This is a genomic window from Halomonas halocynthiae DSM 14573 (assembly GCF_000425725.1).
GTDB lineage: Bacteria > Pseudomonadota > Gammaproteobacteria > Pseudomonadales > Halomonadaceae > Halomonas > Halomonas halocynthiae.
In genome coordinates, this window is sequence record NZ_KE384440.1 from 218,537 (window position 1) to 231,888 (window position 13,352).

Genomic DNA, 13,352 nt, shown 5'->3' on the forward strand with positions numbered 1-13,352 from the left:
CGTGGCAATATCATGGCAATACAGTGCAAGTTTACGCTCGCTGCCTCTGCTAGAATGCGCGTTTTCCTGTGGTGGGGTGTGCTTGTGGTAAGCAATGGGAGAGCAACATGAACCATGATGTGGTGATCATTGGTGCCGGAGCGGCGGGGTTGATGTGCGCGTTGACGGCAGGCTACGCCGGTCGTCGTGTGCTGGTAATAGACCATGCTAACAAAGCAGGCAAGAAAATCCTGATGTCAGGCGGTGGTCGCTGCAATTTCACCAACTTGGCTACCACGTCAGCTAATTTTTTCTCTGATAACCCGTATTTTTGTATTTCAGCGCTCAAGCGATATCGGCCTGACCACTTTGTTGAGCTGGTTGAGCGTCATGGGCTTGAGCATGTAGAGAAAGCGCCGGGGCAGCTGTTTTGCGCTGGGTCAGCCAAGGATCTGTTGACAATACTGCTGACTGAGTGTGAGTGGGCCGGAGTCGATATTTCGCTAAACACTCGTGTTGAGCACGTTGAACGCCTAGGCGAGGGAATGCGTTTAATGACATCTCGTGGTCGCATGGATGCTGGCGCGGTCGTGGTGGCTAGTGGAGGGTTGTCGATTCCTACGTTGGGAGCCAGCGGTTTTGGTTATGACATTGCGCGCCAATTTGGGCTTTCCGTTACTGCAACGCGTCCCGCACTGGTGCCGTTTACGCTAACGTCTCAGTGGAAAGACCGCGCTGCTGCATTGGCTGGCCTCAGTCATTCGGTTGCAGTGCGTTGTGGTGGTGGGGAGTATCACGAGCCGCTGCTGTTCACTCATCGCGGCCTGTCGGGGCCAGCTATGCTACAAATTTCCAGCTACTGGCAGCCGGGTGACACCCTGGAGATCAATCTGTTAGCGGGTGAAAACGCCTGGGAAAGCTTGGTTCATGCGCGCCAGCAAACACCGAAGCGGCGAGTGTCCGGCTGGCTTGCTGAACGGCTGCCAAAGCGTTTGGCTCATGCCTTGGTAGGGTGGCATGGTGAGGATGCTGTATTTGCCGAATGCTCTAACGCGCAGCTTGCTCGCTGGGCTGAGCGGCTTAACCAATGGCAGCTTAAGCCTGCTGGCACGGAAGGCTGGCGTACCGCAGAAGTCACCATAGGGGGTGTGGCTACTCAAGCTATATCGTCGAAAACCTTTGAGGTTAAAGATTTGCCGCAGCTCCGTTTCATAGGTGAAGTACTGGACGTGACAGGGGAACTCGGCGGCTATAACTTTCAGTGGGCCTGGGCGTCAGGCGTTGCTTGCGGGTTAGCATTATAAGAAAAGAGGAGAGGTGTTGTGATGCGATGCCTCTTTTGGGGGAGTTAACCGCGAAACATCGACAGGTCTAATTCAAGGCTATCCCCTAACCAATACGCATAGATTGTGTGATCTTCAAGATCATTGCCGGTTAAGGCATGTATCAGAATAGAAAGCCCCTCCCTGTTCTGTTCAAGCCAAGGTACAAGCTGGTCAAAATGCTTGGTTCCAAACGTGATTTGGCAACTCCACTTCGGATGAGGGCCAACATTTTTCTGATGAACGCGACCCACCTTAAGGCCGAACTTCTCGCCAGCCTGCTCACATAACGACGTTGCCAAAGGCAACGTGGCTTGCTCGAAGTAGACGTGTGCGTGGTACGCTTTATGCGAATTAACAGGGCGCTTTACGTCAGTCATAACGTTTTCCATTGGCTTAGAAGAAAAATGGTTTGATTGCCACAGGTTAAGTATCTCATAGCGTAAATACCACCATAGCTCTGTTTTATCCTTGCAACGTGAACCTGAAGCTCAGCATGCCAAGAGTCACGGGCTTGGTGTTGTGTTTTAGGTGGGGTTTATGAATAAGCTATCTGCAGAAAGTGAACATTTAATAAAAGTATAAGTAATGAGAGCTAACTATAATGGGCAAAGACGGTCTTAATAGAGAGTGTTTTGAGTTGCACAGTCGTAATCTGGCGACTGAGCACGTCTCTCATGCTCATGACTTCCACCAGCTGATACTTGCCACCAGTGGGACAACCGAGCTGGCCATGGAGGGAAAGGAGGAGCGGGTAACGGCGCGCCGTGGCTGTTTGATACCCAGCTCCCGCCATCATGAATATCAGGGGGATGGTGGGAATCGTACTCTGGTGCTGGATATTCCGGTGGCGCACCTTGCTACACTTGAGAAAGGCAGCGAAATTGAGCGCTTGTTCGATAAACCGCGTTTTTTCAGTGTGCCGCCAGCACTCAATCAGCTCACTCATGCGCTTTCGCAACAGCTTGAACAGTGCCCCGCGCTACAAAATGAGATTGCCGTGCTATTGCTGCGTGCGCTGACCATGTATCTGCACGATGAGCCGGAAAGTGTCGTCAGCCAGCTTGGTAAACCTGTCGGTAAACGCTGTATCAGTGAGCGGCTGGATCTGGTGAGGCTGGATAACTGGATCGACCAGCACTTAGCCGATGCCATTCATGTTGAACAGATGGCAGCACTGTGTGCGCTTAGCCTCGGACATTTTCACGCCTGCTTCCGCGAGCTGACCGGTGTCACGCCGCTGGCCTATGTGCAGCGCCGTCGCCTTGAGCATGCACGCACTCTGGTGCGTCACAGCGCCTTGAGCTTGGGGCATATTGCTATGTTGGTTGGCTTTCGAGATCAAGGCAGCTTTTCACGGGCTTATCGTCGCTATTTTGAAATTTCCCCATCCGCAGATCGCTAAATGTAGCGTATTCAACGCTAACCCTCCTGGTGTTTTTGCCTTTGCTTCTGCTTCTGTGAGTAAAAGACTTTCGGGCAAATCTTCCTGACTTTGAGGCAAGCGCTACTAGCGCCAAGTTCGTATTCTCAAAGCAGCATTACCCGAAAGTATTTATCTCAGGAGAGATATAAATGGGCGTTACCTACCACGATAGCAATGCACGCATGAGCCAGATTGCCATTCATAACGGCAGTGTTTACCTGGCCGGCCAGGTGCCGACAGATGCCTCTGCCGACATGCGTGGCCAGACCGAGCAGGTGCTGGCGCGTATCGACCAACTACTGGCACAGGCAGGCACTTCCAAGGAAAACCTGATTTCTGCGCAGATCTGGGTCACCAGCATGGCGGAGTTTGACCAGATGAATGCTGCCTGGGATGCCTGGGTGGTTGCTGGGCGCCCGCCCGTGCGTGCGGCAGTGGAAGCCAAGCTCGCCAAGCCGGAATGGAAAGTGGAAATCATGGTCGTGGCCGCGTTGCCGGAGGCGTGATATGCAGGTTATTTCTGCTGCCGATGTCGAACGTCACCTGGGTTGGGACGGCCTGATCCAGCGTTTGAAAACCACCTTTGTGGAAGGCGTGGAGTCGCCGCCGCGTCATCACCACGCCATGCATCGTCCGGATGGTGAAGCTACCATGCTGTTGATGCCCGCTTGGGAAGCAGCAGGTTATATCGGCGTGAAAATCGTCAACGCGTTTCCGCAGAATGCCAATCACGGCATTCCGGCGATTTCCGGTCTCTACCTACTCAGTGAAGGCAAACACGGCCAACCACTGGCGTGTATTGATGGCAGCGAACTGACTCGCCGTCGTACAGCGGCAGCCTCTGCGCTGGCTGGGAATGTGCTGGCCAAAGAAGACGCTGACACGCTGCTGGTGGTGGGCACCGGCAAACTGGCACCCATGGTGATTGAAGCCTACGCCAGCGTGCGCCCGATCAAACGGGTGCTGGTGTGGGGGCGCAGCAAAGATAAAGCTGAAGCCGTGGCGGCTGAATACGCGGACCGTTTTGCGACGGAAGCCGTGACGGATCTGGCATCCGCTGTGGCGGAGGCTGATATCGTCAGCTGCGTGACGCTTTCCACCGAGCCGCTGGTCAAGGGGGAGTGGTTAACGCCGGGTACTCACGTCGACCTGATTGGTGCCTTCCGCCCGACCATGCGTGAAACCGATGGCGAATGCCTGCGACGTGCCGATGTGTACGTGGATACCTACGCGGGTGCCAAAGGCGAAGCCGGGGATATTCACCAGGCAATTGAGGAAGGCTGCTTCGCGTTTGATGATATCAAGGGCGATCTGGCCGAAGTGCTGAAAGGCGACAAGCCCGGACGTACCAGCAGTGAGGCCATTACGCTGTTCAAATCCGTTGGCGCGTCGCTGGAGGATCTGGCTGCAGCGATTGAGACCTGGGAAAGCATGGAAAGCGCCTAAAGACTATCAGTAATATGGTCTTTTATGGCTTACGACAAGGATGTCGTTTGTGTTGAAACTGCCTCTCTTGTTGTTTCCCTGCCGTTCTATGCGGCTTTCATCGCGGCCATTTTTCTGTTGGCGACGTTCCCTGCGCTTTCTACCTGGGTTCCGTCATTGCTTTAACCTGGCACGGGTTTACCCGGCGCTTAACCTCATGGTGAACGATTAATGAAATGCTTCTACCATCCAGATCAGGCGCGGCATGCGCCGCCCACCTTTCTGTTGCGTGGCCAACCGGCCCCTTCACCGGAAGGACCTGTGCGGGCAGAGTTGCTCAGCGAAGGTCTGGCGGCAGCGGGCTTGAGCCTGACGGCCCCGATGGAAACGGACTCACCGACGCTGCGTAAGCGTCTTGAGCAGGTTCATACATCCCGCTATCTGCAGTTTCTCGAAACCATCTATGAACGTTGGCATGCGATACCCGGTGCGTCTGAGTTAGTCGCGCCCAATGTTCATCCCTGTGGTGGGGCCCAGCATTACCCACGTCATCCTGTAGGGCAGGCCGGATGGCACCTGCATGACATGGCCTGCCCGCTGAGTGAGACCAGTTTTCGTGGCGCGATGGCCTCGGCCGCCACCGCCGTGGCGGCCGCGGAAGATGTGCTGCGTGGAGCAGCCCGTTCCTATGCCTTGTGTCGCCCGCCGGGCCACCATGCCGGGCCGGATAATGCCGGTGGCTTTTGTCTGGTCAATAATGCAGCGCTGGCCGCCAGCGTGCTGCGTGAGAAAGTGTCTAAAGTCGCTATCATTGATGTGGATTTACACCATGGTAACGGCACTCAGGATATCTTCTACGCTCGCGGTGATGTGTGGACGGGGTCGGTACATGCTGACCCGAGTGATTTCTATCCTTTCTTCTGGAGTGGAGCCGATGAAACCGGCAGTGGTGAAGGGGAAGGGGCTAATGTTAATTTTCCGCTACCGCTTGGCAGCGACGGCGAGACCTATCTGAGCGCTGTAGCGACCTTAATCAAGCAGCTCAACCACTTTCAGCCAGAGGCTGTGGTGGTGTCATTGGGGTTGGATGTCCACAAGGATGACCCGTTGGCCGGGTTAAGCGTGGAAACGGAGGAGTTTGTGGCCCTGGGCGAGCAGTTAAGCGCGCTTTCACAGCCCACCGTGGTGATTCAGGAAGGCGGCTATCCGACCGATCATCTAAGCGCTAACCTTACCGCCTTTATGCGCGGTTATCTGCGAGGCTGAATGAGCACGACTGGGTTAATAAACACAGGGTTGAAGACGACAGGTTTTTACTGGCATGAACGCTGCTTCTGGCATGACCAGGGCGCCATCGGCGTGTTTTCGTCGCCGGGTGAGTTTCTGCAACCGCAGGCGGCGTCTGAAAGCCCCGAAAGCAAGCGGCGGCTGAAAAATATTCTTGAAGTCAGCGGCCTGATAGACGAGCTAGAGGTCGTGAAACCGCCAGCGGCCACCCAGGAAGACCTGCTGCGCTTTCATACTCCGCGCTACCTGAAAATGCTGGCGAAAGATGATGCGCGAGGTGGCGGCAATGGCGGTGACTGCGCCCCCTTCATGCCCGGCAGTTGGGCAGCCGCCCAGCAGTCGGCAGGGCTTGCCGTGGCAGCGGTGGAAGACGTTGCCCTTGGGAAAGTGGCCAATGCCTATGCGCTGTGTCGTCCTCCCGGCCACCATGCCGAGGCCGATCAAGGGCGTGGGTTCTGCCTGTTGGGTAATATCCCCGTTGCGGTAATGCGCGCAAGGGCCTTGGGGCAGGTGAAGCGGGTGGCGATTCTTGATTGGGATGTGCATCACGGTAACAGCCAGCAGTCAGCGTTTTACGCCGACCCCGAGGTGCTGACCGTTTCCATTCATCAGTCCGGCAACTACCCGCTGGACACGGGCCGCTTTGAAGAGCAGGGCGAAGGCGCCGGGAAAGGGGCTAATCTCAATCTTCCCATGCCGCCAGGCTGTGGGCTGGGGGCATATCAGTACGCCATGGAAACCTTGATTCTGCCCGCGCTTGACGCCTTTGCGCCGGATATGATCGTGGTCGCCTGCGGTTATGATGCCTGCGCCAAGGACCCGCTGGGCAAGATGCTGCTCAACAGCGGTGCCTTTGCCGAGATGACCGCCCAGCTCAAGGCATTAGCTGAGCGCCGCTGCTCAGGCAAACTGGTGTTTGTGCATGAAGGCGGATACTCAGAAGGCTATGTGCCACTGTGTGGCCACAGCGTTATTCAGACCCTGGCGGGCAGTGAGATTGCGGTGCCCGACCCGCAGAACGATGAAATTGCCGCCTGGGATTATCAGGCGTTACAGCCACATCAGCAGGCGCTGATGGATGGCTGGCGCCAACAGTGGGAGCAAAATGCATGACACCGCTTTATGATCGTGATGGCTGGATCTGGCAGGACGGCGAATGGCTGGAATGGCGAGAGGCCAAAATTCACGTCTTCACCCATACCCTGCATTACGGGATGGGCTGTTTTGAAGGCGTGCGCGCCTATGCAGGCGAGCAGGGGACGGCGATATTTCGGGTCGCTGAACACACCCGCCGTCTGGCAGAAAGCGCCCACTCGCTGGATATCCCGATGGATTTCAGCGAAGCCGCGCTGATCGATGCTCAGCAGGAATGCCTGCGTAAAAACAAGCTCACCAACGCCTACCTCAAGCCCACGGTATTTCTCGGTGCAGAAGGGCTTGGCCTGCGCGCCAAAGGGTTGAGCACCCATGTGATGATTGCCGCCTGGGATCTCGGGCCTTATCTTTCGCCGGAAGCCAAGCGTTGCGGGCTGCGCGCGATCACCTCTTCCTGGGCGCGCCATCACGTCAATATCAGCCTGTGCCGCGCCAAAACCAGCGGCCACTACGTCAACTCCATGCTGGCGCTGAATACCGCGGTCAAGGCCGGGTTTGATGAAACCATCATGCTCGACCCGGAAGGCTATGTCGCAGAAGCCTCGGCTGCCAATGTTTTTCTGCTGCGCGATGGCGTTCTGCACACCCCGGAAGTCACCTCCTGCCTGCAGGGCATCACCCGCGACAGCGTGATTCAGCTGGCCCGTGACGTGCTGGGCATTGAAGTGCGCGAGCGGCGCATCACCCGCGATGAACTCTACACCGCCGATGAAGTCTTCCTGACCGGCACCGCTGCAGAAATCCTCCCGCTGCGTGAACTGGATGGACGCAAAATTGGCGTAAGAGCCGGTGCCCCCGCCGTGGATGCCCCTATCCCTGATGACAGCGTCACCGCCCGGCTACAGCGAACCTACCAGCAAGCCGTCCGCGGCGAACTGCCCGCGTTCAAGCACTGGCTGACACCGGTGTAACCTCGCGGTGTTAATGCTTTTCATGTTTTTTAGTGGAAAGCTCGGTTGCAGCCTACTTTACTTGGCAATATAGGGAGTGGTACCCACTGAGCCACTGCCTCAAAAAAATTTACGACGCTTGCGTTTGGTAATCAGCATATAGCAAAGGCAGCGACAGCAGTGTTTTATGGAGTGACTACGTAAACTGTTGGGTCAATGAAATCGGTTTATCAGACAACGACATGACTAGGGATGCGGCATGGCTCACTTATTACGTATCGTGATGATTCACGGCCATCTCGACGGTGTGGTCGAGTTGAGTCTGGATGGTCACACCAATATCTGCGGCACCAACGCCTCCGGCAAAACCACCTTGCAGCGACTGGTGCCGGTGTTCTATGGCGAGCTGCCCAACCGGGTGGTACCACGAACGCGCATGAAGTTTGATGCGTTCTATCTGCCCAACAGCAATAGTTACCTTGTCTACGAATATCGCCGTGAAGCGGGCAGCCTGTGCCAGGTGGTGCTGACCCGCAGCACCAGCGGTGGCGTGGAATACCGTTTTGTGGCCGCCCCTTACCGGCCTGAAGATTACCTGCTTGAAAGTGAAGGTAGCGTTGTCGCGCGTGACTACCCGCAGTGGCTGAATGGCCTGCGCCATAACGGTATCGCTACCTCCAGCAAGCTGACGGCCACCTCGGAGTATCGCGCGGTGATTCAGAATGACTTCACCCCGATTCCCGGTATGGCCTCTCACGGCAACCGTAAAGAGGCGCTCAGGCTACGCCAGATGGCCGCCCAGTTCAGTCTGGTGAAACCGGAACATCGTATCCGCCACATGGAGAAGCTGGTCTCGGCGGTGCATGCCAAAGAGGGCAAGCTGGATACCCTCAAGACCATGCTGGCGGCGATTTTCGAAGAAGACGGCGTGGAGTTGCCCGTCACCCGGATTCGCAGCACCAAGGCGCGGGACTGGATCGCCCAGATGCGCCAGTCCATGCGTTTGACGCCGCTGCAGCGCGCCTTGGCGGAGCTGCGTGAGACGGATGCCGAGCTTGCCCGTCTGGACGCCGTATTATGGCAACTCAAGCCCCAGCTGGATGCCGATCAGCACCGTACCGAACGCACCGCGGCGGATACCGACGCTGCTATCAAGGAGCAAAAAGCGCTCTTCAAAGCCCAGCAGGAAGACTACGAAACCGCCCGTGATGCGTTAAACGACCAGCTCAGCGCCCAGGAAAGCGAGCGCAAGCAGGCCGAACGCAGCCTGGAAGACCTTCAGCAGCGCTATGAAGCCTATGAAGACGCTGACATGCCGCAGCTTGAGCGTGACCTGCAAGCCCTGCCGCAACAGCGCGAAAAACACCAGCAGCTGCGCGAGCATCTGGCGCTGATGCAGGAAGCCGCCGAGGCGAGCCAGGCGCGTAAAGATGCCCGCTTGCGCGAGTTGGGCGAGACTCTGGCCCGCCAGAGTGAAGAGCTTCAGGCCCAGATGGATGCCGTTGGAGAAGAACAGGCGGCACGGCGCGAAACGCACTGGGATGACCAGCAACGCCTGATCAACCGTTACCAACAGCAGCGCCAGACGCTGGACGCCAGCTTTCAGGGGCGTGTGGCGGAAGGCGTTGAACGCTTGGCCACGCTCAAAGCGGCCTTGGTGCATCAAGGCCCCAACGCTGACGAAACCGCTGAGGCCGAACTGGCTCAGGCGCGGCTGGATCAGGCGCAAAGTACACTCAGTGCCGCCCGCGATCATCACAACAGCTTGCGCCTGGAACTGGAGGCGCATAAGCAGGAACGCGAAAACGCTGACAGCGCCTTCAATGCCGCCCGCCAGCGTCTGGAGGCAGCGCAGCAACACAGCGGCGAACTGTACCGCCAGAAAGACCCGGAGCAAGGCTCTTTACGCCACTTTCTGCGCTTTCATCGCCCTGGTTGGGAACAGTCCCTGGGTAAAGTCTTGGCGCCGGAGCTGCTGGAACGCCGTGATCTGGCGCCTGCCATGCTGGCAGTCGAAAATGACGACAGCGCGCCAGAAAACGACAGCCTTTACGGGCTGCAGGTGAACCTTAACGCCATCGCGCTGCCGGATTACGCTCAGGATGAAGCCAGTCTGCTTGCCGCCATCGAGGCTGCCGACGCCGCTGTGCTGCGGGCAGAAGCCGACGTTGAGAGCAACGAAAAAAATCTGCGCCGGCAGGTCGAACGGGTAACACTTGCCGAGCAGGCGCTGGGCAAGGCACGGTTAGCGATTACCAGCGCTGAAGAAGACGTCGAATATGCCCAGCAGGCCCGCCGCCAGCTGCAGGAGCGCCATGCACGGGCGCAACAGCAGCGACGCGCTGAACAGGAAAAAGCCCTGGCCGAGCAGCAGGCTATTCAGCAGGCCCTGCAGGAAGAACAACAGGATGCACAGGCCAAACTGGAAGTCTCTCATCAGGCAGAGCTTCTGGAACTCAAGGCCGATGCTCAAAGCCAGCTGGACAGCCTGGCTGCACGCTTTCAGCAGCATAAACAGCAGCTCACCGAACTCAAAAGCGAACACCAGCGCCAGTGCAAAGAGCTGGAGCAGGCCTTTGATCAGGAGCTTCAGGCCAGCGGTGTCGACCCGGTTACCCTGCGTGATACCCGCCATCGGTTGCAGCAGCTGGAAACGCATATTCGCGCAACAGCCGCTCGTCAGGAAGAACTGGATCTCTATCAGCGCTTCATGCGCGTGGAGTGGGGGCAGCAAAAGCCGGAACTGATTCAGCAACTGAGTGAATTGACCCGCAGCTGCGATGCACTCAAACGCCAGCGGGATCAGCAACAGCAAGCCTTCAAGTCTACCCAGGCGAGCCATCGCCAAGCCCTCAACCAACTGCAGGAAGCCTATCAGCAGGCCCAGGCGTTGTTGGAAGAGCTTAAACCGCTGCTAAAACAGTTGGATGAGCTGGCCCTGAGTGCGGATGCGTCGCCCCAGCAGGAGGCGCCAGGAGATGTCAGCGAACGTCTCGCGCGTGCCCGACAGGCTCTCAAACAGCGTGCTGAAGCCAGAGAACACCTGCGCAAGGGCTGTCAGGACGTGGAAAGCCAGCTGATCAAAGGCGCCAGCAGTGGGTTTGTCGAAATGCTGGAAGGCGAGCGTGAAAAACTGCCGGACAGGGACGACCCACGGCGCTTGCTGCCACTGCTTGGCGATATGCTTAAACTGCTGGAAGACCAGCAACAGCAGCTGGTGCAGCAAGGGCGCAATATCGGCGATGATCTGGTCAAGTTCTTCACTGTGTTTCGTGACCTCAATCGGCGTATCAGCGCCCAGAGCCGCCGGCTTTCCGACGAAGTCGCGGACGACCTGCGTCTGGAAGGGATCACCAAGGCCGAAGTACAGATCCAGTCAACCATTGATGAGCTGGGCTTCTGGGAGCCGCTCAAGGATTTCGCTCAGCGTTATCATGAATGGACACAGTCGGGCTATGACCTGCCCAGCGACGACTACCTCAATGCCCTGACCGAGGTGGTGGATTTACTCCGCCATGATCAGCAGTACAGTTTTGAAAGCCTGCTGCGTCTGGAGTTGCACCTGAACGAAGGCGGCGCGGATCTGGTGATCAAGAACGATCGCCAGCTACTGGAATCCTCCAGCCACGGCATGGCCTACCTGATTCTGTGCAAGTTTCTGCTTGCCTTCACCCGCCTGTTGCGCGGCAAGGCCGAGATCGCCATCCACTGGCCGATTGATGAAATTGGCACCCTGGCCTATCACAACGTCGAGAAACTGTTTGATGCCTGCGACAGCAACCGCATTCATGTGGTGGGCGCCTTCCCGAATCCGGAATCGGATGTTCTGATGCTGTTTCACCATCGCTACTTGATCGAACAGGATGCCAAGCTTCCCGACATCCGCCGCCTGAAACGCATTGAACCGCGCCTGAGCCCACTGGCCGCCCGTATAAAGGCACGTAGCGAGGAGGTGCCCGCATGAGCGAGAACAACCACCCCAACATGCTTAGCCACGGACCCTTGCTGGAGCGCCTGCTGGCCGGTGAATTTGTCTGTGCGGTCAGCGATGAAAGCGCCTTTCGTCAGCTACAGGACGAAACGCTGCGCGAGGCCCTGGACGATTACCTGCGCCCGCTCAACCGGCGTCTGGCTACCAACCAGGATGCCAGCGTGTACTTTCTGGCCTGGCGGCAGGTGGATGATGCCGCCCGTGAGCAGCTCTCGCGCCAGCTCAACGACACGGTCAACCACCTTCTGCCGCTGCTGGAATGGCTGCAACTAGTGCAGGAAGCCTTAGGGCGCGACGGTGTACTGGCACCAGGAGATGTACTCAAACCTGGCGAGCTACAGGCCAGAAGCGAAGATAACCCCAGCCTGCGGGAGCGCATCGAACGGCTGGCCACCGACAGCTTTTTCGGCTCCCAGAGTGAGCAGCTCGATGCCCAGGTCAAGCAGGTGTTCAAACGCCTGAAAGAGCACGGTTACCTGTTACAGCCGCACAGCGACCGACAGGTCTATCTGGTCACCGGTAAGATCGACTACCTGATTGACTGGGTGCGCTTTATTCGCGACGAAGAACAGCTGCCCATCGACAGGGAAGACGAGGCGAGGCAGGAGGCATTGCTGTGAGCCAGTTCAACGACGCCCAGAATGCGCCGCTGGAAAGCCGTTTAATGACCACCGGCGTAGAACGGCTGGCACTGCTTGGCCGCCACAGTGAAACCCTGATGAAAGGCTATGTCAGCGACGATGTACCGTTGGAAGGGCTGAGCAGTAACGCCCTGCGCCGCCTGTTTGCGGCGCGCATTGTGTGGCGGCCGGACGAGCAGGGCGGCGTCAAGCTGACGCCCAAAATGCGTGAGCTGATTGCGGAAATGGTGGCGGATGAATCGCGTCGTCAGGTGAACGCCGATGTGGCCGACACCCTGGAGCAGGTGCGAACCCAGGTCGCCAGCTACCGTGAATCCAGCCAATTGGGCGATTACTGGCAACAGGAGCAACAGCTTCTGCGCCTGCGCCAGACGGTGGATGACCTCAACGGCCGCTTTGCCGATGCCATTGATAGCCTGTGGCAGCGGCTTAACAGCGATTTCGGTTTTGTCAGCCGCTTGAATGACAAGGTGCGTGAAAACGAACGCGCCCAGAAACAGGTCGTTCGCCTGCTGGATGGCCTGGCGTTGATCGATTTCGACGAGTTGATTGATCTGGTCGGCAACGACGGCACCTTGCGCAAACTCCTTATCAGCCAGCTTCAGCAGCAACTCAGCCAGCACTTCACCAGCCTGCGCGAAGTGCAAAGCCGCCTGACCGAACTGATGGCGCGTTTTCGGCGCATGCAGGCACGTAGCCGTCTGGTCTCGGGTATGGCCGCGTTTCTGCGCGAACACCCAGGCTTCACACCGGGCAACTACGCCCGCCGCAGCGAGGTGCCAGAGCTTTGCAATCATGCCGCCCCGCTGAGGCCCGCTGGTGCGGCAGCGCTGGATCATCATCAGGATGTCAGCCTGCTGGGCGCGTTGCTCAAAGACCTGCCCAGCGTGACGCGTCCCGTCGAGGCGACCGCAGCGGCCAGCCCAGCGTTAATCGCGGAAAGTGCCATGGTCGCCGCGCGGCAACAGGCGCTGAAAGAGGATGTGGAAGCCTTCTACCTGCATGTGGTGGATAGCAGTGCCAATGAACCCCTCAGCGCCCTGGCGTATCTACAGGCAAGCGAGCTGACATGGCCCGAGGAAATCTGGCTGTTTCAGGTTATCGCCGAATATCAGGGGCTGCCGCGTCAGGAACAGGGCGCTTTTCAATGGCTCCCTGAAGAAAGCCCTGCAGGGGTGTATAACGACGTGCGCCTGATTCATGATGTGGCCCTGCGTTTTGAAGGTGTGGCATGAA

At 57.8% G+C, this 13,352-nt stretch carries 11 protein-coding genes; 10 read left to right on the forward strand and 1 reads right to left on the reverse strand.

Annotation, left to right across the window (positions count from 1 at the left end; all coding sequences use genetic code 11):
- The first annotated feature begins 107 nt into the window (after positions 1-107).
- Entirely contained in the window at positions 108-1,283 is a 1,176-nt protein-coding gene (locus H616_RS0110095) for a BaiN/RdsA family NAD(P)/FAD-dependent oxidoreductase (RefSeq protein ID WP_027967261.1), read from the forward strand.
- A 44-nt stretch (positions 1,284-1,327) separates the two neighbouring features.
- Here H616_RS0110095 and H616_RS0110100 read toward each other — a convergent pair whose 3' ends face one another.
- Positions 1,328-1,681: a DOPA 4,5-dioxygenase family protein gene (locus H616_RS0110100; RefSeq protein WP_027967262.1), complete on the reverse strand. Its 354-nt coding sequence runs from the start codon at positions 1,679-1,681 to the stop codon at positions 1,328-1,330.
- A 224-nt stretch (positions 1,682-1,905) separates the two neighbouring features.
- On the opposite strand from H616_RS0110100, the gene H616_RS0110105 reads away from it, so the two are divergent.
- The 9 genes from H616_RS0110105 to H616_RS0110150 all read left to right on the forward strand — a co-directional run bounded on the left by H616_RS0110105 (position 1,906) and on the right by H616_RS0110150 (position 13,351).
- Complete coding sequence (locus H616_RS0110105; protein WP_035572991.1) at positions 1,906-2,706, forward strand: helix-turn-helix transcriptional regulator; 801 nt, start codon at positions 1,906-1,908, stop codon at positions 2,704-2,706.
- 170 nt (positions 2,707-2,876) lie between these two features.
- Positions 2,877-3,233 (forward strand): RidA family protein, encoded by a 357-nt coding sequence (locus H616_RS0110110; RefSeq protein ID WP_027967264.1) that lies wholly within the window; start codon positions 2,877-2,879, stop codon positions 3,231-3,233.
- A 1-nt stretch (position 3,234) separates the two neighbouring features.
- Positions 3,235-4,173 (forward strand): bifunctional Delta(1)-pyrroline-2-carboxylate/Delta(1)-piperideine-2-carboxylate reductase, encoded by a 939-nt coding sequence (gene lhpI / locus H616_RS0110115; RefSeq protein WP_027967265.1) that lies wholly within the window; start codon positions 3,235-3,237, stop codon positions 4,171-4,173.
- A gap of 210 nt (positions 4,174-4,383) precedes the next feature.
- Positions 4,384-5,418, forward strand: a complete 1,035-nt coding sequence (locus tag H616_RS0110125; RefSeq protein WP_027967266.1) for a histone deacetylase family protein — start codon at positions 4,384-4,386, stop codon at positions 5,416-5,418.
- A 30-nt stretch (positions 5,419-5,448) separates the two neighbouring features.
- Positions 5,449-6,552, forward strand: coding sequence for a class II histone deacetylase (locus tag H616_RS0110130; protein WP_156906459.1), 1,104 nt, complete (start codon positions 5,449-5,451; stop codon positions 6,550-6,552).
- Entirely contained in the window at positions 6,549-7,505 is a 957-nt protein-coding gene (locus H616_RS0110135; RefSeq protein WP_027967268.1) for a branched-chain amino acid transaminase, read from the forward strand. Before H616_RS0110130 ends, H616_RS0110135 begins: the two co-directional genes overlap by 4 nt.
- Before the next feature lie 238 nt (positions 7,506-7,743).
- The gene (locus tag H616_RS0110140; RefSeq protein WP_027967269.1) at positions 7,744-11,448 is read left to right on the forward strand and encodes an ATP-binding protein; all 3,705 of its coding nucleotides are present in this window, start codon (positions 7,744-7,746) and stop codon (positions 11,446-11,448) included.
- A 20-nt stretch (positions 11,449-11,468) separates the two neighbouring features.
- Positions 11,469-12,095, forward strand: coding sequence for a condensin complex protein MksE (locus tag H616_RS0110145; protein WP_027967270.1), 627 nt, complete (start codon positions 11,469-11,471; stop codon positions 12,093-12,095).
- Positions 12,096-12,139: 44 nt separating this feature from the next.
- The gene (locus H616_RS0110150) at positions 12,140-13,351 is read left to right on the forward strand and encodes a hypothetical protein (RefSeq protein WP_051234268.1); all 1,212 of its coding nucleotides are present in this window, start codon (positions 12,140-12,142) and stop codon (positions 13,349-13,351) included.
- The last annotated feature ends 1 nt before the right edge of the window (position 13,352 follow it).